20 protein-coding genes are annotated in these 24,320 nt (G+C 62.5%); 11 read left to right on the forward strand and 9 right to left on the reverse strand.

The window, feature by feature from the left end; translation table 11 throughout:
• Positions 1-7: 7 nt before the first annotated feature.
• On the reverse strand, positions 8-1,897 hold the full coding sequence (locus tag BLR80_RS01195) for a sensor histidine kinase (RefSeq protein WP_092075428.1): 1,890 nt from the start codon (positions 1,895-1,897) through the stop codon (positions 8-10).
• 148 nt (positions 1,898-2,045) lie between these two features.
• On the opposite strand from BLR80_RS01195, the gene BLR80_RS01200 reads away from it, so the two are divergent.
• On the forward strand, positions 2,046-2,960 hold the full coding sequence (locus BLR80_RS01200) for an NlpC/P60 family protein (RefSeq protein WP_245691271.1): 915 nt from the start codon (positions 2,046-2,048) through the stop codon (positions 2,958-2,960).
• A gap of 354 nt (positions 2,961-3,314) precedes the next feature.
• Here BLR80_RS01200 and BLR80_RS01205 read toward each other — a convergent pair whose 3' ends face one another.
• The 5 genes from BLR80_RS01205 to BLR80_RS01225 form a co-directional block, all read right to left on the reverse strand.
• A complete protein-coding gene (locus tag BLR80_RS01205) occupies positions 3,315-4,064 on the reverse strand; it encodes an RNA methyltransferase (protein WP_092075430.1) in 750 nt (249 codons plus the stop codon).
• A gap of 7 nt (positions 4,065-4,071) precedes the next feature.
• Entirely contained in the window at positions 4,072-6,891 is a 2,820-nt protein-coding gene (locus BLR80_RS01210; RefSeq protein ID WP_092075432.1) for a GPMC system transcriptional regulator, read from the reverse strand.
• 81 nt (positions 6,892-6,972) lie between these two features.
• A complete protein-coding gene (locus tag BLR80_RS01215) occupies positions 6,973-7,461 on the reverse strand; it encodes a hypothetical protein (RefSeq protein ID WP_143012057.1) in 489 nt (162 codons plus the stop codon).
• Positions 7,458-9,329, reverse strand: a complete 1,872-nt coding sequence (locus tag BLR80_RS01220) for a VTT domain-containing protein (protein WP_092075436.1) — start codon at positions 9,327-9,329, stop codon at positions 7,458-7,460. The genes BLR80_RS01215 and BLR80_RS01220 overlap by 4 nt, the downstream gene beginning before the upstream one ends.
• Positions 9,308-10,228 (reverse strand): sulfurtransferase, encoded by a 921-nt coding sequence (locus BLR80_RS01225; protein ID WP_092075438.1) that lies wholly within the window; start codon positions 10,226-10,228, stop codon positions 9,308-9,310. Before BLR80_RS01225 ends, BLR80_RS01220 begins: the two co-directional genes overlap by 22 nt.
• Between BLR80_RS01225 and BLR80_RS01230 the strand changes: the two genes are divergently transcribed.
• A complete protein-coding gene (locus BLR80_RS01230) occupies positions 10,197-11,519 on the forward strand; it encodes a hypothetical protein (RefSeq protein WP_143012058.1) in 1,323 nt (440 codons plus the stop codon). The two genes, BLR80_RS01225 and BLR80_RS01230, sit on opposite strands and share 32 nt — an antisense overlap.
• Here the strand turns inward: BLR80_RS01230 and BLR80_RS01235 are convergent.
• Together BLR80_RS01235 and BLR80_RS01240 are read right to left on the reverse strand one after the other, a co-directional pair.
• The gene (locus BLR80_RS01235) at positions 11,435-12,217 is read right to left on the reverse strand and encodes a glycosyltransferase family 2 protein (protein ID WP_092075443.1); all 783 of its coding nucleotides are present in this window, start codon (positions 12,215-12,217) and stop codon (positions 11,435-11,437) included. The two genes, BLR80_RS01230 and BLR80_RS01235, sit on opposite strands and share 85 nt — an antisense overlap.
• 97 nt (positions 12,218-12,314) lie before the next feature.
• On the reverse strand, positions 12,315-13,268 hold the full coding sequence (locus BLR80_RS01240; RefSeq protein WP_143012059.1) for a hypothetical protein: 954 nt from the start codon (positions 13,266-13,268) through the stop codon (positions 12,315-12,317).
• 248 nt (positions 13,269-13,516) lie between these two features.
• Here BLR80_RS01240 and BLR80_RS01245 point away from each other — a divergent pair, with 248 nt between their 5' ends.
• The 9 genes from BLR80_RS01245 (at position 13,517) to hemH (ending at position 23,552) form a co-directional block, all read left to right on the forward strand.
• Entirely contained in the window at positions 13,517-14,980 is a 1,464-nt protein-coding gene (locus tag BLR80_RS01245) for a glycosyltransferase (protein ID WP_245691273.1), read from the forward strand.
• Positions 14,981-15,083: 103 nt separating this feature from the next.
• Positions 15,084-15,263: a ferredoxin family protein gene (locus BLR80_RS01250; protein WP_092075449.1), complete on the forward strand. Its 180-nt coding sequence runs from the start codon at positions 15,084-15,086 to the stop codon at positions 15,261-15,263.
• A 304-nt stretch (positions 15,264-15,567) separates the two neighbouring features.
• Positions 15,568-16,758 (forward strand): recombination-associated protein RdgC, encoded by a 1,191-nt coding sequence (gene rdgC / locus BLR80_RS01255; protein ID WP_092075451.1) that lies wholly within the window; start codon positions 15,568-15,570, stop codon positions 16,756-16,758.
• 188 nt (positions 16,759-16,946) lie between these two features.
• Complete coding sequence (locus BLR80_RS01260; protein ID WP_092075453.1) at positions 16,947-18,053, forward strand: radical SAM/SPASM domain-containing protein; 1,107 nt, start codon at positions 16,947-16,949, stop codon at positions 18,051-18,053.
• 28 nt (positions 18,054-18,081) lie between these two features.
• Positions 18,082-19,119, forward strand: a complete 1,038-nt coding sequence (gene hemE / locus BLR80_RS01265; RefSeq protein ID WP_092075455.1) for a uroporphyrinogen decarboxylase — start codon at positions 18,082-18,084, stop codon at positions 19,117-19,119.
• A 236-nt stretch (positions 19,120-19,355) separates the two neighbouring features.
• Entirely contained in the window at positions 19,356-20,189 is an 834-nt protein-coding gene (locus BLR80_RS01270) for a hypothetical protein (protein WP_092075457.1), read from the forward strand.
• Positions 20,190-20,215: 26 nt separating this feature from the next.
• On the forward strand, positions 20,216-22,225 hold the full coding sequence (locus tag BLR80_RS01275) for a sulfurtransferase (protein WP_092075459.1): 2,010 nt from the start codon (positions 20,216-20,218) through the stop codon (positions 22,223-22,225).
• 110 nt (positions 22,226-22,335) lie between these two features.
• Entirely contained in the window at positions 22,336-22,551 is a 216-nt protein-coding gene (locus BLR80_RS01280) for a hypothetical protein (protein WP_216095155.1), read from the forward strand.
• A 29-nt stretch (positions 22,552-22,580) separates the two neighbouring features.
• A complete protein-coding gene (gene hemH / locus BLR80_RS01285; RefSeq protein WP_092075462.1) occupies positions 22,581-23,552 on the forward strand; it encodes a ferrochelatase in 972 nt (323 codons plus the stop codon).
• A gap of 18 nt (positions 23,553-23,570) precedes the next feature.
• Here the strand turns inward: hemH and BLR80_RS01290 are convergent, their stop codons facing one another.
• Positions 23,571-24,317 (reverse strand): M48 family metallopeptidase, encoded by a 747-nt coding sequence (locus BLR80_RS01290; RefSeq protein WP_171906271.1) that lies wholly within the window; start codon positions 24,315-24,317, stop codon positions 23,571-23,573.
• Between the last annotated feature and the right edge of the window lie 3 nt (positions 24,318-24,320).

Genomic DNA, 24,320 nt, shown 5'->3' on the forward strand with positions numbered 1-24,320 from the left:
CGGAGCCTCAGGATGATGCCGCCACGTCCGAAGCCTGGTCCAGCGGCAGGCTCAGGGTGAAACTGCTGCCCTGTCCCGGTTGACTGGTGACACGGATCTGCCCGCCATGACTTCGGGCAATCTCGTAGCACAGGTTCAGGCCCAGACCCGTACCCTGGCCAACCTCGCGGGTGGTGAAAAAAGGTTCGAAGATTTTACCGAGCAGTTCGGACGGAATGCCCGGCCCCGTATCGCTGACGCAGAGATGGAGCACACCGTCCTCCATCCAGCTGCGCAGGCCGAGCCGGCCCCGACCGGCCATGGCCTGGGCGGCGTTCTGCAGCAAATGGGTCAGGAGCTGTTCGATCTGTTGAGGAGCGCAGGCAAGCGCCGGCAGCTCTGCCAGCTCCTGCTCGATCTCCAGGCCGGCGAGCTGATCCTTGAGCTGTGCCAGGCAGTGGCGCAGGCAGTCGTTGAGGTCGATTAGGCCACGACGGGAGGCGTCGTCGGCGCAGGATTTTCGCAGATCGGCAACAATCCGGCGGATGCGTTCCATGCCAGACCTGGATTCGGCGATCAGTTCGGGCAGATCCGCCAGCAGTTCGGCAATCTTGAGTTTTTCTCGCTCGGCCGCACAGGGCTGGGCCAAGGCTTCGGGCAGCTGCCGGCAGCGCTCATCGACATGGTGGAGGTAGCTGACGATGCGTTCGGCATAGCGGGCCAGGGTGCCGAGATTGCTGAGCACAAAACCCGCCGGATTGTTGATTTCGTGGGCAATGCCAGCCGCCAGCTGGCCGATGGCGGCCAGCTTTTCCTGTTGGAGCAGTTGAAACTGGGCCGCCTTGAGCTGCTGGTGGGCCTGGGCCAGCTCAGCGTGGGTGCGTCTAAGCCGGCCATGAAGTCGCAGCACGAAAGCGGTGTACAGCAGCAGCACGACGATAGCCGTCGTGGCGCCGAGCAGCGCCCAGCCATATTGACGGAGCACCGCAGCGAAGGTGAAGCTGCCGTAGTCCCGGTAGGGCCCAAGTCGAAGCGCTTTGAAGAGTTCATGTAATCTGGTATAGTCCTGCGGAATGGTCCAGCCGACACTGGCGGCAGCCTGTGCGGCCGGGTCGTTATCGGCCATCTCCAGCAGGGCGATGGTAACCTGCTGCGCCAGAGAAGGGTCGGTCTGTGGCAGAACCGCAATGGGCCATTCCGGGTAGAGGTCAGTGCTGTGCAGCAGATCGAAACCCTCATGCTGGCGGGGCTGCAGAATACGGAAATCTGTTAGCCGGATGACTCCGGTTGCCGCCAGATCTTCGAGGATGCCTGTGCGGACGGTCCCGGCATCAACCGCACCCTGGGCGACGGCTGCCACCACGGCATCGTGGCTGCCGCCGAAACGCAGCTGGGCGAAATGCTCTGCCGGCTCAATGCCGGCCGCCTTCAGTTCATACCAGGCCATGCGCCAGCCGCCGAGGGAGTTTTCGCCGGCCGCCATGAACCGACGGTTTTTCAGGTTCGTCAGGGTCTGCAGGTCGGTGCGCTCTGACCGGCAGAAGATGACACCGCCAAAGCGTGTCTGGCTCTGGCCAGCCACCTGGCGCCGCAAGGTGGCGATTCGGCTGGCACCGCACAGTTCTTCCAGCTCGATATAGATCGACGGGTTGGTGATAACGAAATGGTAGGCGTGCTGGCGCGCCGCCGGCACAATCGCGGTGAAATCGTAGGGCACAATGCGGAACTGTTGGCTGGGAATCTTGCGGTTGAGATAATCCGCCGTGGCTTGCCAGCTTTGCAGTGCAGCCTCTTCGCCGCGCAGGGCCAGCACAGCGATGCGGATGTCGCTGTGCGCGGCAGCACCGGCGGTTGTCAGGAATGGCGGGCAGTGGAATCCGGCCAGCAGGAGCGGCAGAAGAATAAGCGATCTGGTCATCGGGCAGTATCCGCATCTGAGTTCATGGGGCCGAAAACGGCATCAGAGGGTTTGGCACTTCCCGACTATAACAGTTTCGTGGCGTAAATCGTAAGTCTTTACCACTAGGCGGTTCTTGCCAAATGCCATTATCAAGGAAGGTATGCCGATGAGGAATGTTGCCCAAATCCTGCTGCTGCTTGTTGGTCTGTCCAGCGGGCTGGTTGGCTGTATGGCGCCGATTCCCATGGCGGAAAAAACAGCAGGGGTGGTCCTGCCGACCACGCCGGTCGCTGACAGCAACGGAAAAAAGGCGGCTACCGCTGCGGTAGCGTCTGAACCGTCGCAGGCGCTGGTTGTGCTAACGGAGGCCGCAGCCGCAGTGCCGGCTGAGGTGGCGGTGGACGAGGCCTCAGCGGCTGCGATTGTCGAACCGCCGGCGGTGCAGTTGCTGGGTTACAGCATTCAGGTCGGCGCCTTCTCCCGGCAGGACAACGCCGAACGGCTGGCGCAGCAGTTGTCCGATGCTGGCTGCGATGCCCAGGCGGTTGAAACCGACGCCGGTCTGTACCGGGTGCGTTTTGGCGACTATCCTTCGGCGGCTACCGCCCGGGCTGAAGCCGAGCGTCTGCAGCGCCAGGATCTGATCGCCGATTTCTATGTCGTGGCACCGCAGACGGCACCGCTGTTGCGGCAGCCGGAGCCGGTCCTGGGTCTGCGGCATGAACTGGTGGTCACGGCCCAGCGCTTTCTCGGTACGCCCTACCGTTATGGCGGCATGTCGGAAAAAAATGGTTTTGATTGCAGTGGTCTGACCTTGACGGCTTACCGCCTTAATGGACTGGAGTTGCCGCGCAGTTCCGGTGAGCAATACCGCGTCGGCCGCCCTGTCCCTCGCGCCCAGCTGCGACCGGGCGATCTGGTGTTTTTCGCCATCAGCGGCAGCCGCATTTCCCATGTTGGTATCTATGTCGGCGACGGCCGTTTTATCCATGCGCCCCGGCGCGGCAAACCGGTGGCGGTTTCCCGCCTGGATGACAGCTATTACCGCAAACGTTACGTTGGCGCCCGCACCTATCTGTGATGGGGGTGTAACAACACCCCGGCAGTGGTGCTGCTGCCAACCGGTTCAGCCATAAAAAAAGACGGGCTTCCCCACAGAAGCCTGTCTTTTTTTATGGCCCAGCGGGTCAGAGGGCGGTGCGGTGACCTGTTTGTACACCTTGAAGAGATCCGTATAGTCACATAGCGGCTATCGAAGCCACTGGTGATCCCATCAGGAGAATAGGCAGCAAAGTTGTTATCGGTGCCACTGAGCAGTTCGGCAAAGTGCTCGCACCAAAGCCACGGACAAACAGAGGCACCAACTCGTTGGCATGGTTGCTACTTCCCAGGCTGCTCCGGCAGAGCTTTGGGGTGGAGTGATGGCCAGCAGCAATCAGCCGCGCCGTTTGCCCGGCCAGTCCTGCACGCTCTGTGACAGCTGCTCCACCAGCCCGCGCAGCAGGTTGATCTCTGCCGGGTCGGGCAGTGCCCGCGCCAGCAGGCGGCGCAGTGCGGCCGGGATCACCTCGGGCCGGCTGGGATTGCTGTAACCGATGCGGTCGATCAATTCTTCCACGGGTCGCATGAGGCTTTCGATCTGCTGATGATTGGGCAGCGCCAGCGCCGCGGCTGGCGTATCGACCACGGCAGGGCCAGAGCGGGTCAGTTCGTACAGGGTGACGACCACGGCCTGGGCCAGATTGAGAGAACCCTTGTCGCCCGGCGTGGCAATGGTGGCGGCAGAGCTGCAGGCCATGAGCTCGGCGGTGGTCAGGCCCATGTCTTCGCGGCCGAAGACCAGGGCAATGCGGCTGGCGCTGGGCAGCCTGGCCAGCTTGCCGGGCAGGCGCGGCAGCTCTTCGGGCTGACCGCGCAACCGCCCAAGGCGGCGGGTCAGGGCCACACTGAAATGCAGATCGGCCAGGGCGGCAGGTAGGTCGCTGAACCGCTCGGCCTGGCCGAGCAGGGGGCTGGCGCTGACGGCGAACTTGACGGCCTCGGGCGCAAGGTGGTTGCACGGGTTGACCAGCCGCAGCTGCTGGACGCCGAAATTGGCCATGGCGCGGCAGGCGGCGCCGATATTGCCGGGCTGCTGGGGTTCGACCAGCACCAGCACCAAACGGGTAGGATCAAGGGCGGTCATCGGCGGCTCAGATGCGGATGGTTTTGTAGAGGAAATTCTTGAAGCGGTAGAACAGCTTGCGCTGTTCGGCGTCTTCGCTGGCCGGGTCGCAGGCCTTCAGCAGGGCGGCGATGCGGGGCATGGTGCGGGCGCCGCGCTGGCGCGCCAAGTCGATGATGTCGGTGATGGTGTCACGGGCCAGCCGATTGCGGCTGTAGGGTTCGTAGGCGGCGGTCCAGAAGTTTTCCTCGCCGTTGACGATGCGGTCGAACAGCTGTTGGGCCAGCTGGCGGTTAAGGGCGCCGTGTGGTTCGCTGGTGTCGACAGGATCGGGGCGGGTGGCCAGGGCGCGACGGATATTGTCGGCGCCGATCATCTTGCCGCGACTGAAGAACAGGGCGCGCAGCAGGATCGAACGCAGTTCGCGCATATTGCCGCTGTAATGATGTTCCTTCAGTAGCTGCTGGGCGCTGCTGCTGAGCTGGGGCGGTTCGTCCTCGCGGTCGTCCGGATGCTTGTAGGCGCGGTAGAGTTTGCCGAGAAAGTGGGTACTCAGGTCGGGAATGTCCTCGCGCCGTTCATTGAGGGACGGAATCTCCAGGGTCAGTTCCGACAGCCGGTGATAGAGATCCTCGCGGAACAGACCGCGGGCGATGAGCTGTGGCAGATCCTTGTTGGTGGCGGCGATGAGCAGCACACGGGCGAAGCGGGTCTGGTTTTCCCCCAGGCGGACGAAGCTGCCGTTGTCGAGAAAACGCAGCAGCTGGACCTGGGTTTTGGGATCGGCGTCACCGATCTCGTCAAGGAAGACCACGCCGCCGTGGGCTTCTTCGAGAATGCCCTTGCGGTCGGTATGGGCCCCGGTAAAGGCGCCACGTTTATGGCCGAACAGCTCCGAATAGGTCAGATCACCGCTGTAGGCGGCGATATTGGTTTTTTTGACCGGCAGCTCGCGGCCGTTGCGCAGCTGGGTCTGGTACATCTCGTTAAGGCGCGAATAGATGTTGTTGAAAACAAATTCCTTGCCGCTGCCGGTTTCGCCGGTGATGAAGATGGAGGGTAGTCCCAGGGCATTGTCTTCGGCACTGTTGCGCAGCCAGGACAGCAGCCGGTTGAATACCAGCGGTGTGACCGTCTGGATAAAGCTGACCACCTCGCCGGCCTTGCGCGAATTGCCAATGATGTTGCCGAGTTTGTAGGAGGAAATCTTCGGGTCTTTGTAGGTTACGTCGCGGCGCAGCTGGCGGACCTCGTCGGTGAGGGCGGCGATCTGCTGCAGGTCGACCAAGTAGCGGGCGATCATCCGTTCGATGATGCGCAGGATGCGGCGATGCTCGTCGGTGAAGTAATGGGGCCGGAAGCTGTCCAGACAGATGACAGCGACCACCTTGTCGTCGCTGAGGATGGGGACGGCCAGTTCACTTTTTACATGGCTGGTGATCGGCCGATAGAAATCCTGCGGCCCCACCTCGTCGGTGTTGGCCACCAGCTTGGCCTGCCCGCTGAAGGCTGCCAGACCGGTCAGGCTGCGCTGTTCCGGTGGCAGTTCATGGCCACCGACGCGGATCGGTGGAATGTTTTTCTTCAGCCATTCCTTGCTCTTGGCGCCGATGATGGTGCCGTCGCTGTCTTCCACCATCAGCCAGATGCCGTCCTCCTGTTCACGCACCAGCGCGATACTGCCGGTATCGGCCCCGATCAGTTCAGTGGCCTTCGACAGCACGCGATTAAGGAAGGGTTGCAGGCCGTCGAAGCGTTCCTGCAGCAGATCGTTGATCTCGGCCAGCACCTGAATCTCCATGTGCTCGCCGCCGATCTCGCGGATGACCCGCTCGGCCATTTCGGCGTGGGCGTCAAGCAGACCGCGCTCGAACTCGGTGAAATTGTGATCCTTGTCGCTGTAGTAATTGACCACGCAGTGAATACGGCGGCTGTGGGGGGCATAGCGCGGTACGGCATAGAGCGATTTGAGCCCCAGTTCCTCGGTCAGGTAACGTTTCTGCAGCGGTTCGGCGGCCAGATTGGAAAAGTACAGCGGTTCGAGAAAGCGTTCGTCGATGATGGTGCCGTCGTCGGCGATGTAGCGCGACAGCAGCGATTCCCCCTGGCTCAGGCTGATGAGCTGCTCGTCTTCGTAAACCTTCTTGGCCTTGGGTTGCTCGGAATAGGACGCCAGAATCTGCAGCCCCTGGGCCCGGTTGCCGGCGGACAGCGGTGAGGGCACCAGCACCGACGCCAGGGTCAGGTTCTCCACCAGATGGACAGCTGATTTCATCATGTACAGGGCCGCCTCGCGGTTCTTGCCTTCATCGATGCGGCGCGCCAGCAGCAATTGCTGGTGGTATTTACGGGCGATGTCGAGGGTCGGGATAACCTGTTGCAGCAGGGTTTTAAGCTGCTGCTGGCGGTCTTGCGGCGGTAGCTGGCCGACGCGGCCACTGTCGACGCAGAGCACGCCGATGGAGCGGCCGGCATGTACCAGCGGCAGCAGCCAGCTGGCGCGGATATGAAAACGGCGGGCGATGTCCCGCGACTCGACCGCTTCCAGCGCGCCCATGTCCTCCTGCAGGATCTCCTCCTGACTGCTGTAGACATGCGAGATCAGGAATCCGCCGGTGCTGATGGGGAAGCTCATGGCCAGCAGTTCCTGACTGTGACGGCCACTGGCCTGGGCGCAGACCAGCCGGCCCTTGGTCAGGTCTTCCAGATAGATGCGGCAACGGCTCAGGCCGGTCAGCAGGCTGACCGATTGCGCCAGCACATGGAGGATGTCCTCGATGCTTTCCTTGCCGTAACTGTTGATTTTTTCCAGCAGATCCTTGAGGTCGGGCGGGCTTGATAGGGTCACGTGCGGCTCCCGGTTAGGCGGTGGAAGCGGCAGTATAGGCCGCCCGCCGCAGCCGGGTCAAAGCAAGAATCGGCCAGCGGCTCAGCGCGGCACTGGCAGAGCCGCCAGCGGTAGCTGACGGCTTTCAAACAGGTAGTCCTGCGGTCGCCAGCGCCGCAGTCCGTCAGGCTGCTGATCACCGGGCTGGCCGGTCAAGTCGTCGGCCAGCACCAGCCAGACCTTGGCCTGCCACAGGTGCCAGCGGCCGTTGAGCTGCAGGTTGCCCGCAGCATCGCTGCGGCCGCTGGCCAACCAGTAGCCGCGGCTGGCGCGGCCCTGGTTGTTGTGGCAGATCAGGCCATAATGCTGGTGGGGTTGCAGGCTGGTGGCGCTGAGGCGGAAGTCGCCTTTGGCCAGATCAAGCCACAGGTCGGCCTGGCCGCCCTGGGGCTGTGATTGCCAGGTGGTCGGGTTTTTGCTGTGCAGTTGCAGCTGGAGCGGTGCGCTGGTCGCGGCCAGGGCTGGGCTGAAGAACAGTCCGGCACCAAGCAGCAGCCCGACCAGCCGTGTCGCCCGGTCCAGCGCGATCATGGCCTGGACTGGCGCCGCGCCTGCCATTTCTTCCAGCCCAGGGGCAACAGGGCCAGCAACACCAGCAACACCAGCCCGACCAGCAGTTCGGTGGTCAGGGTGCCGCGCAGCAGATCGGTGAGCGAGCTTGACAGGGCGATATAGGCCACCGTGGCGGGGGCCATGCAGATCGCCGAGGTCAGCACATAATGGCTGAAACGGATATTGGTCAGACCAAAGGCGTAGTTGAGCAGGTTGAAGGGGAACAGCGGAATCAACCGGGTAAAGGCGACCATCTTCCAGCCCTGGCGGGCGACATCGGCATCCAGTTTCTGCCAGCGTTCGCCGGTCAGCTTGGTGGCGATCCAGTCGCGCCCGAGGTAGCGCGCCACCAGAAAGGCCAGACTGGCGCCGGCGGTGGCGCCGCTCAGGGTGTAGACGACGCCCCAGATCGGTCCGAACAGGATGCCGCCCAGCAGGGTCAGGGGCAGGCCCGGCAAAAAGAACACCGGTGCCAGGCTGTAGAGCAGCATGAAGATCAGCGGAGCCCACAGGCCATAACCGGCGATGCTGTGCCGCAGCTGTTGGGGATCGAACTGGTCGAGCAGACCGCTGGCGCGCAGGGCCACGATGGTGCCGATCAACAGGGCCAGCACGGCCAGACGGACGAGTTTTTGCCGGCCGGTGGCGGCGGGGCGGGCGGCAGGGTCAGACATGGGACGCTCCTGGGCATGGGGGGCCTGAATCTGTTGCCTGGCGCGGCGCTTCAGGCTCAGCCGGTTTTTGTAGCGCAACAGGGAAGGTACGGGTTTAAGGTTGCCGTCGAGGGCTGCCGCTGGTTGCAGTAGCACATCGAGCACATGGCAGCAGTTGCTGACGGGTCGCAGAAACTCCATGCAGCCGGCGCAGTAGGTTACCAGGGGTCGGCCCTGGGCCTGTTCGGCGCGACGGTCGCGCCACTTCAGGGCCAGCTGTGGTGCGCTGGCCATCACACAACCGCCCTCGCCGCAGCAGAGGGTGGTGCGGCCGCTGTTGCGCATTTCCTCGATTTTCAGCCCGCGCTGCTGCAGCAGCTGGCGTACCGCCTGCTGTACCGGCAGGGCCTGGCGGTTGACGCAGGGATCATGGATGGTCACCGTCCGTGCGGGTGTCGCTGTGGCTGGTGGGCCGGGCAGTAAGGCCGGCTGACGGGCCAATTCCTCGTAGACCGAATGGCATTGCAGCCTGTTGCCATAGCGGCGGAACACCTCGTAGCAGTTGGGGCAGGCGGTCAGAACCGTTGTGACGCCACCGGCCAGCAGCAGATCACGCAGCTGTCCGAACCGCTGATGAAAGCGTTGCTGATCGCCCAGGTCGTGGGAGGGCTTGGTGCAGCAGTCGAGGACCAGGCCGAGGGTCGGCTGCTGGCGGCGCAGCTGCTGATACAACTGCCAGACGGTAGCCGGCCGGTTGCCGGCCAGGGCGCAACCGGGGAAGAAAACCGTCTGACAGCCATCGGGCAGGGCATGCCAGGTGAACCGTTTCGAGGTGCCGAGGTTTTCATAACTGCGCAGGCCCCGAAAGCGCCGTAGAATCTGCGGCTGGTCGATCACGACCACTCGGCGCAGTTGCAGAAACAGGGCGCTGAGGCTCAGGCGTTCGGGGCACAGGGTGTCGCACAGGCCGCACAGGCTGCAGGAAAAGGCCAGGGTCGCTGCCAACGCCGGTTCTTCGTCCTGCTGCAGCTGACGGGCCAGCTGGGCCGGATTGCCATAGTGCTGTAGAAAGGCGCAGTTGCGCACGCAGGCACCGCATTCGCTGCAGCCGCTGGTGACATGGTCCAGCAGGTGATCAAGGTCTTGGCGCGTTTGCGTTGGATCGCTCCAGGTCAGTGATTGCGGGCAGCCCATTCCTCGGTTCCTCCTTCGAAGTTGATGGCGGCGGGCAAGCCGGCGAGCTGGTGCACCATCCAGGCATAACCCGAGCGGATGCCGCCGGTGCAGTAGTACACAACCGGCTGGTGCGGATCAATACCCTGGGCGCGCAGCAGCTGGCGCAGCTGAGAAGCGTCAAGCGGTCGGCGGTCGGCGCCCTGGAAGAACTTTTCCCAGTGCAGATGAACGGCGCCGGGCAGGTGGCCGGGCAGCCATTCGGTGAAATAGCTGCGGGTGTCCACCAACTGCCAGGTGGTCCCGCGCTGCTTAATATCGCTGGCGCTGCAGTTCAGGGCGCGGTTGAGCGTGACCTGATAGGTTTTTGTCGCGGCGGGTTGCGCAATCTCCTGGCTCAGCGGCGCGCCGGCGGCTTGCCAGGCCTGGATGCCGCCATCAAGCAGATAGACCGGCCCCTGGTGGCCGAGCCAGGCCAGCAGCCAGGCCAGCCAGCCTTCGCCGCCCCAGCTGCTGTCGCCATCGCCGTAGAGCAGCAGGGCGCTGTGCTCGTCGATGCCGCAGGCACCCAATGCCGCCGCCAGCTCGGCTGGTGGCCAGACGCGGTATTTGACGCCGTCTGGGTCGGTTCTGCTATAGTCCTCCCAACTGAAGGACAAGGCATTGGGCAGATGGCCCTGCTGCCAGTGGCTGCGGGGGCGGGCATCGAGCCGGATCAGGTCGGCACGTTCGAGAGCGGTGCTGACATCAAGGCGCTGCAGTTGGAAGCTCGTCCCCTCGGCGGCGCCAGCCGTCAGAGGCAGAAGCAACAGGGACAGCATGGACAGAACACGACAACAGAAACTTCGCCCCGGCCAGGCCGGGAATGCTGCTGGACTGGGGACCGATATGGCATTGCTGTTGCTGATGCTGGTCATCATGGTTTCCTTTCTGATGCTGGCGCGCCAGAACGATCTGCGCCTGGCGCTGGTGGAAATGACCGCTGCCAGCGCAGTGGCCGTGCTGGCATTGGCCGGTTTTCTGGCCGCCTTGCCGCGCGCCCGCTGGCGCTGCTGGCCGTTAGTGATTCTGCTGACGGCGGTGTTGCTGCGGCTGCTGTTCGTGCCGCGCCCGCCCCAGCTGTCCGATGATTTGTACCGCTATCTGTGGGATGGCCTGCAACTGGTTGCAGGTGTCAACCCCTATGCCCTGCCGCCGGCGCTGGCCGTGCCGTCCTCGCCGCTGGCCGCCCAGTGGCAGCCGCTGATCAATCATCCCCAGCTGGTGACCCTTTATCCGCCCGTGGCCCAGTTGTTGTTCGCGCTGGCCGGCGGTTCCCTGCTGGGCTGGAAGCTGTTGCTGTTGGCTTGCGACATCGCAACCCTGGGGCTGCTGATGGCGCTGCTGCGCCGTGTCGGCCAGCCGGCGGCGCTGGCGGCCCTGTATGGCTGGCATCCGCTGGCGGTGATTGAAGGAGCGGCTTCGGCCCACCTGGACCTGGCCGCATTGCCGCTGCTGCTGCTGGCCCTGTGGTTGTTGCTGCCCGCCCCGGGCCGGGCGGCGCCGGGCGCCGTGGCGGGTAGCGGTCTGGCCCTGGCCCTGGCGGGGGGAATCAAGCTGGTGCCTCTGCTGCTGGCGCCTCTGCTGCTGGTAGCGCTGGCGCCGGGCCGGCGCTGGCTGTTTGGGCTGGTGGCCGCTGGCGCTGTACTGCTGCCGGCTGGCCTGTTCTGGCCGGAACTGGGCAATGGCCTGCAGACCCTTGGCCAGTATGCCCGCCACTGGGAATTTGCCGCTCTGCCTTTTCGTCTGTTGCGCGCGCTGCTGGCTGATGGGCTGACGGCCCGGCTGCTGCTGGCGACCCTGCTGCTGCTGATCCTGGCGGGGCTGCTGTTGTGGCTGCGACAGGCTGCCGGCCAGCCGGCCGTCGCGCTGGGGCAGGCCGCGGCGGTTCTGCTGCTGGCCTTCGCCCTGCTGACGCCCACCCTGCATCCCTGGTACCTGCTCTATCCGCTGGTGCTGGCGCCGCTGGCCCCGCCGCCGGTACGGCTGGCTTCCTTCGTGCTGGGCTGGTCGGGCCTGCTGGGTTACCAGGTGGTGACCGGCTATGCCCTTCACGGCCAGTGGCAGGAAAGCACGCGGCTGGCGGCTTACATCTTCAGCGCGCCGGCCATGGCGTTGATGCTGGCGCTGATGGCGGCCCTGCTGCGGCGGTACAGGCGCCAGCCGATCTGACGCCGGTCGTGCCAGGCCTCGCGCGCGACGATCCACAGGATCGTGCTGCCGGCGCGCACCACGCCGCGCAGGGTGCGGCTGATTTTGGACTGACCGGCCAGGCGCGGTAGATACAGCAGGGGGATTTCACGTATGCGCAGACCCTGTTGCAAGGCCTTGATCTGCATCTCGATGGTCCAGCCGTAACCGGCATCGCGCATCTGCAGGTCTTGCAGGGCCGACCAGCGGATCAGACGCATGGGGCCGAGATCCTGGTAGTTGCCACCCCACAGCAGGCTGATAAGCCAGGTGGCCAGGCCATTGCCGAAGCGTTGCTGCAGACTCAGGGCGGCGCGGTTCTTTGGCACCCGCTGGGCCAGCACCAGATCGAGATTCTCTTCGGCCAGGGTCTGTGCCAGCAGCTGCAGCTGGGGGTGGTTGTCGCTGCCATCGGCATCGGCGAAGGCGACAAGCTCTGGCGGCTCGCCCTGCAGGGCGGCGATGCCGGCCAGACAGGCCGAGCCATAGCCGAGCCGTTCCTCGCGCACCACCCTGGCACCGCCAGCACGGGCCAGGACGCCAGTGTCATCGGTCGAGCCGTTATCGACTACCAAAACCTGGCTGATGCAGGACGGAACGCGGCGCAGAACGGTTGGCAGGGATTCGGCCTCGTTGTGGGCCGGAATGATCAGTGCGATGCGCGGGGCGGTTGTTGGCATGGGAAGGGTCATTGTCCTGTGGAAGAGCAAACAGGCGCACCGGCAAAAACGGTGCGCCTGTTGCGGTCTTTCGGGGCCTGTTGTGGCCGGGCCGGGCTCAGAACAGGCTGGCGGCCAGGGCCAGCGACCAGGTTTCACCCTTGGTGGTGCTGGCGCCGTAGAGTTCGTTGAAGTAGCTGGCTTCGAGCATCAGCTGTGGCAGCAGTTTGTAGCCCAGGGTGATTTCCAGCTTGCCCAGATCGGTTTCGTAGGGGTTGGAATCGACCTCGGTGAATTTGCCGGTGGGACCGGAGTCACCGTTGCCGACATGGGCATTGCCATCAAGCTTGGTGCGGACATAAAGAGCGCGGCTCAGGTCAAAGCCGGCCTCCAGCAGATAGACGAATTCATCGGCGTATTGCTGGGTGCGCCAGCGGTAGCCGGCCTCGACATTGAAGTAGCCCGGCAGCAGCGGATAGAGGGAATGGCCGAACTGCAGCCGCACGTCAATGTCGTCCTGCCCGTCGCCGAGTTGGATATCCGTTGCCAGATCCTGATCTTTTTCATCGTAGGCCTCACCGCTTTTATACAGGGCCTGCAGTGACAGGGCACCAGCGTCCAAGGCCAGCAGGCGATAACGCAGGCCGACATTGATATCGGCCAGGCCGCTGGTTTTGGCGGTTTTGTCGACACCGTTGCTGAAGGTGGTCATGACACCGTTCACCAGTTTGCGGCCGCGTTCCTGATAGGTCCATTCGGTTTCCTTGTAATCGAAGGAGCCGATCAGGGTCAGATCCTCCAGCAGGCCGTATTCGCTGTAGAACGACCAGGTCTGTTCATCATAATCGAAGTCGCGCCGCTGGTTTTTGAAAACATCATTCGGGGCAAAGGCTTTGGTGGTGCCGTCCTGATAAAAATAACGGTTGGCTTCGTATTCACTGTAGGCCAGGCGGGTGTAGAGCTTGCCCTTGGGCTGAGTCCAGGCGCCGGCCCAGAGGCTGCTGCTGGCGCACAGCAGCAACAGAAGCGTCAGCGACAGCAGGCGGGCCATTCGATGGGGTGATTGCTTCATGGGGTCTCTCCTTCAGTTCTTCCCGTGGATTGAAAGGCTCCCGGCAGCGGAGCGGAGGTCCGCAGCATGAATTCTGTGGCAGAAGGCGGGTGCTGGCCGGGTGCGTAAACGACGGGAACATAGCATGTGGGATGGTGATTTTGCCAATCGCTTATTCCGATACCGTCTTTGGTTTTTGATCGGCCATCCTGATAGTTTTCATTCCATCTGGATTTCGCCGCGGCGCCGTGCTATAGCAGGCGGCCATGATGAACTCTGTGATTTTGATTGGTGCCGGGCTGCATCTTGCTGCCCTGCTGGCCTTGACCCTTTATGGTCTGCATCGTCTCTGGCTGCTGTGGCGCTGGCGCCAGCTGCTGCGTCATCCGCAGGTAGTGCCCCAGTGGCATGGATCCTTGCCGCTGGTGACGGTGCAGTTGCCGCTGTATAACGAGCCCTGTGTGGTCGAGCGTCTGCTCGATGCCGTGGCGGCCCTCGACTGGCCACCGGAGCGGCTGCAGATTCAGGTGCTGGACGATTCAACGGACGAGACCACCGCGCTGGTGGCGGCCCGGGTCGCTTTCTGGCGTGAGCGGGGCCTGCCGTTCGAGATCCTGCGGCGCACGCGGCGACAGGGCTACAAGGCCGGCGCCCTGGCGGCCGGTCTGACCTCGGCCCAGGGTGAGCTGATTGCCCTGTTCGACGCCGATTTTGTGCCACCGGCGGATTTTTTACGCCGGCTGCTGCCCTGGTTCGCCGATCCGGCCGTGGCGCTGGTGCAGGCCCGCTGGGCGTTCCTCAACAGTGAAGCCAGTTGGCTGACCCGTTTGCAGGCCCTGCTGCTGGGGCCGCATTTTGGCATTGAGCACCAGGTGCGCTATCGCCGCGGTCTTTTCTTCAACTTCAATGGCACGGCCGGTATCTGGCGGCGGCAGGCCATTGAGGATGCCGGTGGCTGGCAGGCCGACACGGTGACGGAGGATCTTGATCTGAGCTATCGCGCTCAGTTGCGCGGCTGGCGTTTCGTCTATGTCGATGCGCTGGCGGTGCCGTCGGAACTGCCGGACAGTCTGGCGGCCTTCTGCAGCCAGCAGCAGCGCTGGGCCAAGGGCTCGTTGCAGACGGCGCGTAAAATCCTGCCGCGGATCTGGCGGGCAACGCTGCCCCGCCCGGTGAAGATCGAGGCCACCGCTCATCTGCTGGCCAATCTTGGCTGGTTGTGCGGCACGCTGGTCGCCCTGACGGTGCTGCCGGCGGTGCTGTGGCGGTTGCAGGCCGATGGCTACCGCTTCTGGCCGCTTGATCTGACACTGTTTTTACTGGCCACCGGCGCTATTCTGACCTATTTCTTCTGCCACGCCTGGCAGCGGCGGCAGTGGTCGCTGCTGCCTTTCGTGCCGTTGATTCCGCTGCTGACCCTTGGGCTGGCACCGCGGTTGGCCTGGGCGGCGCTCACCGGGCTGGTGCGCCGTGGCGGCGAGTTTGTCCGCACGCCCAAGCAGGGCAGCGCGGCCGACTGGCAACGGTTGCTGCCGGCCGGGCCGGGGCGGGCCTGGCTGCCATTGGGACTGGGACTTTACAGCCTGGTGCCCCTGTTGCTGGCCTGGCGCCAGCTCAGTGCGCCGGGTTTGTTTCTGTTGCTGTTCTTCCCGACCGGGTTTTTCTGGCTGGCGTTGCAACATGGCCGCGAGGAACAGCACCGCCGCCAACCGGTGGCACGTATCAGGCCTTGACGGCCCGCCCCCGCTCCGGTGTATGCTTACCGGCCCTTGGACGGTGCCGCGCCTCGCGACGCCCCGTCTTGCGCCATCCCGCTGTCTATGTCAGGAGGCTGCCATGACCATTGTGATTGACGCCGAGCGCTGTACCGGCTGTGGCAACTGTGTTGCGGTTTGCCCCGCAGATGCCATCGAATTGCGTAACGGCCGCGCCGTATTGCTGGCCGAACGCTGTGATTTCGACGGTCTCTGCATCCCGGCCTGCCCGGTCTCGGCTATCGGTTTCAGCGACGACTGACCGGCGAACGAAGAACATACTGTGCCCCCTGCTATGGTGCAGCGCTGGGGGCTCCCCAGGCGGCTGGCCGGCTGCCTGACAGGGCGCGCTTTCACGCGCTTTTTTTACTTTCCAACGATGCAAATCGAAACTGCGATTTCTGTTTTTCTAACAAAATCAAGCTGTTACATGTGAGTAGTTGATTTTGGTCGCCCATCCTTGGGCTCTGCAGGCGGTTTCCCAACGGTCTGACGGTCGATCTGTTTCCGGCCTGTCCCGGTTTTTTTTGTGTCTGATTACTCATTGCGACAGGAGGTTGGCAGCCATGGGTCTGCTTTCCAATACCGTGAGTCTTTGTCCCTTCGATGTTGTCGGCGATTTCCCGGCAGCAGCCACCAGTCCGACCGAACGGGCCGCCTGGATCGGTGAGCAATTGCAGCAATTCGCTTTTCGTTCCATCGAACACAGCGGTGAAGAGCAGGCGCTGGGCTGGGTGACCCTGGATGACTTCCAGTGCAGCGAGTTTGCCGGCAATACCGACTGGTGGCGCGACGAATACGTCTGTTTTTCCCTGCGGCGCGATCAGCGCCGTCTGCCCGCGGCGCTGGTGCGGGCTGAACTAGCACGGGCGCAGCAGCGTTTTCTGGCCGAGAACCCGACCTTCCAGCGGGTGCCGAAGGAGCGTAACGAAGAACTCAAGGAACAGGTGCGCGCCCGTTTGCTGACGCGCGTACTGCCAACGCCGGCGGTGTACGATGTCCTCTGGCACCTGCCCAGCGGCCGGCTGTTTCTGTGTCATCTGGCTGCCAGTACCCTCGATGTGGCGACCGACCTGTTCCAGAAAACCTTTACCGGTTTGCGGCTGGTGCTGGTGCATCCGCTGGCGCGGGCGCGGCAGATTCTCTCGGCGGACCTGACGCATGCCCTGGCGGCGGCGGATCAGGCGCCGGCCGATGCCTCGGTGGTCGAACAGATTGAGCGCAACCGCTGGCTCGGCTGGGAATTTCTGCGCTGGTTGATGTATCAGACCACTCAGGGCAGCAGTCTCTATGCCGTGCAGCGCCCTGGTCCGGCAGCCGGTGGTACCGCCTTTCGGGCCTGGCTGGATGATCGGTTGCTGCTGGCTGGCGCGGTCCAGAGCGGGGTGCAGAAGGTGACCGTGGTCGGGCCGCAGGACAATTTTGACGAGGTCTGCAGTGCCCTGCGACAGGACAAGCAGATCATCGAGGCGACCCTGCATTTCGAGCGGGGGGAACAGGCCTGGCGTCTGACGCTGAAGGCCGAACTGTTTCAGTTTGGCTCCTTCCGCTGTCCGGCGGTTCGGCTGGAACGCGATGGCGCGGTGGAAAATGAGCAGCTGGGGCTGTTTTATGAACGGCTGCATGTGCTGGCCGAGGGGCTGCAACTGTTTGACAGTCTGCTGCTGACCTTTCTGCAGCAGCGTCTTGGCCCTGCCTGGCCGCAACTGTGCCAGCGCGTGGAGGCCTGGCTGCATCCCGCAGACAGTGTAGACTGATGGCGGCGCAGCAACATACCAATGGCGACGTTGCTGTAAGCTGCGCGCGGCTGCGACGTTCGTAACTGGCTGCTCCGGCGCTGGTGCGGGCGGCAATAGTTGCCAGAGGGGGGAAACTCGGGTAAGATCGCCCTTTCTTGCGCCCGAGCTGGCCACTGCGGTGGGGCGCCGTCTGCCGGAGGAGTACCATGGCCGCTGAACAACAATTCATTCCCAAATGGATCGCCTGGGAGAGCACCAGACGCTGCAACCTCAGCTGTGTGCACTGCCGCTGCTCGTCGGATCTGGCGGCGGCGGCCGGTGATTTCACCACCGAAGAGGCCTACCGGCTGATCGATGACATCTGCGAGGTGTCCAAGCCGGTGCTGGTATTGTCCGGCGGCGAGCCGCTGATGCGGCCGGATATCTTCGACATTGCCCGCTACGGCACCTCTAGGGGGCTGCGCATGTGCATGGCCACCAACGGCACCCTGATCACCGATGCCGTCTGCGCCGAGATGAAATCGGCCGACCTGAAGATGGTGTCGCTGTCGCTCGATGGCTCCACCGCCGCCATTCATGACGATTTTCGTCAGTGTGCCGGTGCCTTCGACGGCGTGGTGCGGGCAGCCGAAACCCTGCGCCGCAACGGCATCAAGTTCCTCATCAACTCATCCTTCACCAAGCGCAACCAGCACGATATCGGTAGCTGCTTCCGTCTGGCCAAGCAGCTGGGCGCGACGGCCTGGTACATGTTCATGATCGTGCCGACCGGCCGCGGCGAGGAGATCATGGACGAACTGGTATCGAAGGAGGATTACGAGGACATTCTCAAATGGCACTACGAGCAGGAAAAGCGCGAGGACGAGATCCTCATGCGGCCGACCTGCGCACCGCATTATTACCGTATTGTGCCACAGATGGCCAAGGCCGAAGGGGTGGATTTCAAACGCCGCAGCCTGACCTTTTCCACCGGCGGCGGCAAGGGCTGTATTGCCGCCCAGTCCATCTGTCTGATCGACTGTTTCGGTAACCTCAAGCCCTGTTCCTACTTTCACTCCTCGGTGGGCAACGTCAAGCAGATCCCGTTCAAGGATCTCTGGTTCAACTCCAAGGTGTTCAACGAGTTGCGCGACTTCTCCAAATACAAGGGCAAGTGCGGCGAATGCGAGTTCATCAATGTTTGCGGTGGCTGTCGCGCCCGTGCCGATGCGGTGTATGGCGACTACCTGGCCGAAGAGCCGTTTTGCAACTATATCCCGCTCAAGACGCGCAAGCGGCTGGAAAGGGAAGCGGCCGAGAATCGTGGCGAATAAATAAAAAACCAATAAAGGAAAGAGTGCAATGGCGACAGACTACAACTTCCTCAAGGCCTGCTGGGGCCAGCCCGTTGACCGCGTGCCCGTCTGGCTGATGCGCCAGGCCGGTCGCTATCTGCCCCAGTACCGCGAAGTCCGCTCTCGAGGTGAAGGGACCTTCCTCGATCTGTGCAAAGATCCCGAGCGTGCCGCTGAAGTGACCATCCAGCCCATCGACATTCTGGGCGTTGATGCTGCCATCCTGTTTTCCGATATTCTGACCCCCATCGAGCCCATGGGCATGGAGCTCGATTTTGTTCCCGGTCCGGTGTTCGCCAAGCCGATCCGCAGCCAGGCCGATGTCGACGCACTGATCGTGCCTGCCGACATGGCTCAGGCCGTACCCTATGTGCCGGCGATCATCCAGCGCCTGCGTAAAGCGTTCGAGGACCGCGTGCCGCTGATCGGTTTCGGTGGTGCGCCCTTTACCCTGGCCTGCTATATGGTCGAAGGCAAGGGCAACAAGGATTTCGCCGCCCTCAAGCAGATGATGTACGGCGATCCGGGCCTGTATCACGCGTTGATGGAAAAGATCACCGAGATGGATTGCCGCTACCTCAACATGCAGATCGCCGCCGGCGCCCAGGCCATCCAGATCTTTGACACCTGGGGTGGGCTGGTGGCACCGCACGATTTTGAGCAGTTCGTGCTGCCCTACACCCAGAAGCTGATTGCCGGACTCAACCGCAAGGACGTGCCGATCATCTATTTCGTCAAGAATTCCGGTACCATGCTGGAGTTGGTCAAGGAAGCCGGCAGCGACGTGATCGGCCTCGACTGGCACATCAATCTTGGCAAGGCGCGCGATATTCTCGGCAATGACGTGGCCGTGCAGGGCAACCTCGACCCGACAGTGCTTTACGCGCCCAAACCCTACATCGAAAAAGAGGTACAGCGCATCCTCGATGAAAATGGCGGCCGGCCCGGCTTTATCTTCAACCTCGGCCACGGCATCCTGCCGACGGTGCCGCCGGGAAACGCCATCTTCATGGTCGAGGCCGTCCATCGCCTAAGCCAGAAGTAACCAGACCTTCCGCCCCGCAGCCCATGTGCGGGGCTTTTTTTGCCTGCCAGCGCCCTCCCTATCGCGATCATCGGCATATCAGATAATAACGTTTATTTATATCTATATTGCTTATTTGAGTTTTTGCCTTTTCTTGTGCAATAAGTGGCGAATATCGCTTGCTCTAATGATTCTGTTGCTCATTCCTGAGTGAAGCGCTCCTGTTGCCTCTAGCCCGGAAGAAAGGTATCCCCCTGATGTTGCGAAAAACATTTCTGCCACTACTGCTGTCACTGCTCTGTTGTGCTTCCCAGGCCCTGGCGGGCGCCTGGACCCAGCAGGCTGGCCACTCCTACAACCGCCTGTCCGGTAATTACTATTGCGCCGACCGTAATTTTGATGACGATGGCGACCGCAAAAAAATGGCCGATGATGGTAAATTCACCGATGTCAATCTCAACTACTACGTCGAATATGGCCTCACCGATGCCGCCACGGTCATCGCCTCGGTTTATTACAAACAGATCAAACACGATGACGACACCATCGAGATGAAGACCTATGGTTTCGGCGATGTCGATCTGGGGCTGAAATACCGCCTGGTGCAGTTTGCCGGTGGTGTGCTGGCTGCCCAGGGCCTGATCAAAATTCCCGAACTGTATGATGAAAATGATTCCATGCCGCTGGGCAACGGGCAGTACGACGTGGAGGCGCGCGTCCTGTTCGGTCACTCTCTGGCGTATCTGTTTCCCGGTTACTGCAACTTCGAGTTCGGCTACCGCTGGCGCTTTGAGGACTCCAGCGATGAGTACCGCTACCTCATTGAGGTGGGCAGTGATTTGACCGATCAATGGTATGCACGGGTCAAACTTGATGGCCTGCTCAGCGCCAACAACGGCGATGCCCTGGTCGATGCCCAGGGCAATCCGACCATGACTACCGAATATGACCTGCTCAAGTTGGATATGGCCGTGGGTTATCGCATGAACGATGCCTGGGGTTGGGAAGCCGTGTACACCCCGGCGTTGAGCGGTGAAGACACCGCCGCCGGCGCCACCTACACCCTGGCTTTGACCTATCAGATCCGTTAACCTGTCCAGCGTAGAAAGAAAAAACCATGATCCGATTTCATAAATCCATCCTGCTGGTGCTGATGCTGCTGGCGTTGTCCGCCGTCATGCTCAGTGGCTGCGGTGAGTCCGTCACCCATAAAACCAGCACATCCTCCACGGATGACGGTGATACCACCGATGGCGATGAAACGACCGACACTACGCCGTATCCCAATGCCGATTTGCTGGTGTCGGCCGATGAACTTGAAACCCTGCTGTCCAGCAGCACCGCGACTGCAGCGACCACCGGCAGCCTGATCGTCATCGATACCCGTTCCGCCGACGCCTATGTCGCCGGCCACATTCCCGGCGCCATTCACATGGCTCATGCCGAGCTGGCCGATGACAGCCTCAATCTTAAATCCGTCACAGAGCTGGAAACGCTGCTGGGTGGCAAAGGGCTGGTGGCTGACGCCAAGATCGTGCTTTATGACGACACCATCACCTCCTGGGGTTCGGCCGGGCGGGTGTTCTGGGCGCTGGAATACCTCGGCTGCTCGGATGTTCATCTGCTTGATGGCGGCTGGGACAAATGGAGCGCCGACGGCCGGACAACGCAATTAGCCGCGACGACCCTGGAAGCCACCACGTTTACCGCCTCGGTCAACACAGCGGTTGTCACCGATAAAGCTACCATCGCTTCCCGCCTGGGTGACAGCGACTTTGTTCTCATCGACACCCGTACCGACGAAGAGTTCATCGGTTGGCAGCTGTATGGTGAAGCACGCGGCGGGCATATCACCGGCGCGGTGCATCTGCCCTATGAGTGGTCCTATGGCGCCGATCACACCCTGGTGCCTTATGCCACCATGAAAAGCTATTTCGAAGAGCGCGGCATTACTGCCGACAAGCAGGTGGTTGCCTACTGTACCGCCGGCATTCGCAGCGGCTTCGCCTATTTCCTTGCCCGGCTGATGGGTTATGAGAATGTGGCCAACTATGACGCATCGATCTGGGACTGGGCGGCACAGGCCGATATCACTACCTATCCCATGGAAGCACTGACCAATTATGCCGATCTGGTCTATCCGGGCTGGGTCAATGCGGTGATGGATTATCACGCCAGCGGCAGTTCCAGTGCGGCTCCGGCCAACTACAACTATGATCGCGATCATAAATACCTGATTTTTGAAACCCAGTGGGGCAGCTTTGACGATATGGCCAACGGCTGGGCTGACACCTCCTATCTTTCCGGCCATATTCCGGGAGCGATCCACTCTAACTCCGATGTCTATGAAAACGGCTATCCGCGCTGGTTCATGCTGCCCGATGATGAGCTGAAAGCCGCCGTTGGCAGCATGGGCATCACCGAAGACACGACGGTCATTGTTTACAGCAACAGCCCGATCTTTGCCGCCCGCCTGTGGTGGATTCTGCTCTATGCCGGGGTGGATGATGTGCGCCTGCTTAACGGCGGTTATGACGCCTGGACCGCAGCCGGCTACGACGGTGAAACCACCACCAATTACCCCGTTGCCACCACCTACAGCGGTAGCACGCTGCCCGAGGTGGTCGCCACGACGGATTATGTGGCCGGGGTTTATGACGATGAAAACACCCTGGTCGCCGACGTGCGCATGTATGAAGAATATGCCGGTGAAGTAAGCGGCTACAGCTACGTGGTCAACAAGGGGCGTATCCCCGGTGCCGTTTATGCCTTCCATGCCGACAACCCGGATCGCTATTACCTGGACGATGACGGCACCTTCCGCAGCTACACCGAAGTGGAAACCATGTGGAACGGTGTCGGCATCGAAAAAGCCACGGACACCACATTCAGCAAAGATGTCATCTTTTACTGTGGCAGCGGTTACCGCTCCAGTATCAGTTATCTCTATGCCCACCTGATGGGGATCAGTAACGTGCGCAACTACTCTGATGGCTGGGAAGGTTGGAGCACCGACTACGTCGAAGACGCCTCCTATTTGGCGGAAGAAGGTGTGCCCGGCAGCACCGATGGCTGGCGGCAGAACCGCTCCGAGCGGCCGGTGTCCGTTGGTGTCCATCCCGAGTAGGACTTTGACGCCTATCCCAACGTCAACCACATGGTGGATGCCCGCTGGGGCCCGGCCGGTACTGCAGAAGCAGCTGGCGCTCCAGCCTGGCCTGGTTCTACGGCTATATGATGGGCTATCAACGCAACGACAACGTTGACAGTGGTTGGTTCGAACGGGCTATGGGCGAAGGTTCCGCCTATGCCGGGGCTGAAACAGTGCTCAACCCCATCGAAACAGGCGCACCGGGAGAGGGTTTTCTGACGGTTGAAATATATGCCGACCTGAGTTTGCTCAGGTCGGCTTTTTTTATGGTCGAGTCCTGTGGTAAACTCAGGCGATCTTGATATTAACAGCCCGTTCCAGGAGGTTCCCTGTGTCTGAACCGAAAAAAGCCCTGGTGCTGCTCAATATGGGCGGGCCGGATTCCCTTGAGGCCGTCGAACCCTTTCTCTGCAACCTGTTTTCCGACCGTGACCTGATCCAGCTGCCGTTGGGGGCGTTGCTGCAGAAACCCTTTGCCCGGTTGATTTCTCATTTTCGCGCAAAAAGCGTGCGGGAGAATTATCGCCGGATCGGCGGCAAATCGCCGCTGCTGCATTGGACGCAACGGCAGGCGGAAGAAACCGCGACGTTGCTGGGTGGAGACTGGCTGCCGTTCGTGGCCATGCGTTACTGGGCGCCGCGCGCCGCCGAGGTGGTGCAGGCCATTCGCCAGCAAGGGATCGACGAAGCCGTTGTTGTTTCGCTCTATCCCCACTACACCGGCGCGACCACCGGCAGCAGCATCAAGGATTTCAAACAGGCGGTGGCAGCACACCATCCGGCGCTGCGCTGTCGCTATATTGAAGACTGGCACGATTGGCCGGCCTATCTCGACGCTTTGGCTGACTGCGTGCGCGAGGGGCTGGCACAGGTGCCGGCCGCCCAGCGCAACCAGCTGCAGCTGCTGTTCTCAGCGCACGCCCTGCCGCAGAAATTCATTGAGCGTGGCGACCCCTACCAGCGCCACATCGAGCAGACGGTGGCCGGGGTGATGGCGCGGCTGGATTCCTGCGAGCACCAGATCGGTTATCAGAGCCGCAGCGGACCGGTACGCTGGATGGCGCCGGACAGCCGCGAACTGATCCGCGCCGCCGGTGCCGCCGGTCGGCCGCTGCTGGTGGTGCCGGTGGCCTTTGTGTCCGATCACATCGAAACCCTGGAAGAGATTGACGGTGAGTTTCGCGAACTGGCCGAGGCCTGTGGCGTGCCCTGGTTTGGCCGGGTGCCGGCGCTGAACGACCGGCCGTCTTTCATTGCGGCCCTGGCGGCGCTGGTCCGTCGGGCCGTCTCCGCAGCGGTCTGACACCGAACGGGCATCCGATCAGGCGGGCGGTGTCAGACGCGGAAGCGGGCGTGGCTGGCGCAACAGTGCGCGGCAGGAGCGCCAATCGGGCAGGAACTGATCGAGCAGGGCACAGAAGCGGGCGTTGTGGGAGGGTTCGAGCAGGTGGGTCAGTTCATGTACCAGGACGTATTCCAGGCAGACTGGCGGGTAGCCGGCCAGAGCGCTGTTGAGCCGGATACTGGCGCGTGCCGGGGTACAGCTGCCCCAGCGGCTGCGCATGGTGCGGATGCTGAATTGGCGCAGCTGCACCTGCAGGCGCTGCTGCCAAGGCTGCAGCAGGGGCTGCAGGGCCTGCCGGACCTGTTCCGCCTGCCAGCGTTGCAGTTGCGCCAGATCCCAGGTCGTCGGCAGCCGTAGCTGCGGCAGGGCGCTGTGTTCCGCGCTCTGTGGCGGACAGGCATGGGGCAGGCCCAACGGCAGCGCGCTGCTGGCCGAGCGTTGCAGTTGGTGGGCAATCCCCCAGTGCCACAGCAGCGCCGGGTCGCCCAGGTCGGCCGGCGGCTGCGACTGTTGCCGCAGGCGCTGCTGCTGGTGCAGAATCCAGTCACGCTTGCGGGCGACAAAGGCTTCCGCCACGGCCAGCGGCAGGCGCAGCGGCACGCTCAGACGCACCTGACCATCGGGTGGCAGCACCCGCAGATTCAGGTTGCGTACCGCCTTGCGTTGCAGTTGCAGTGCAATACCGGCCAGCTGACAGGCCTGGCACGAAACCGTGGCGCTCAAGTC

Origin of the sequence: Desulfuromonas thiophila (assembly GCF_900101955.1) — a bacterium.
GTDB lineage: Bacteria > Desulfobacterota > Desulfuromonadia > Desulfuromonadales > Desulfuromonadaceae > Pseudodesulfuromonas > Pseudodesulfuromonas thiophila.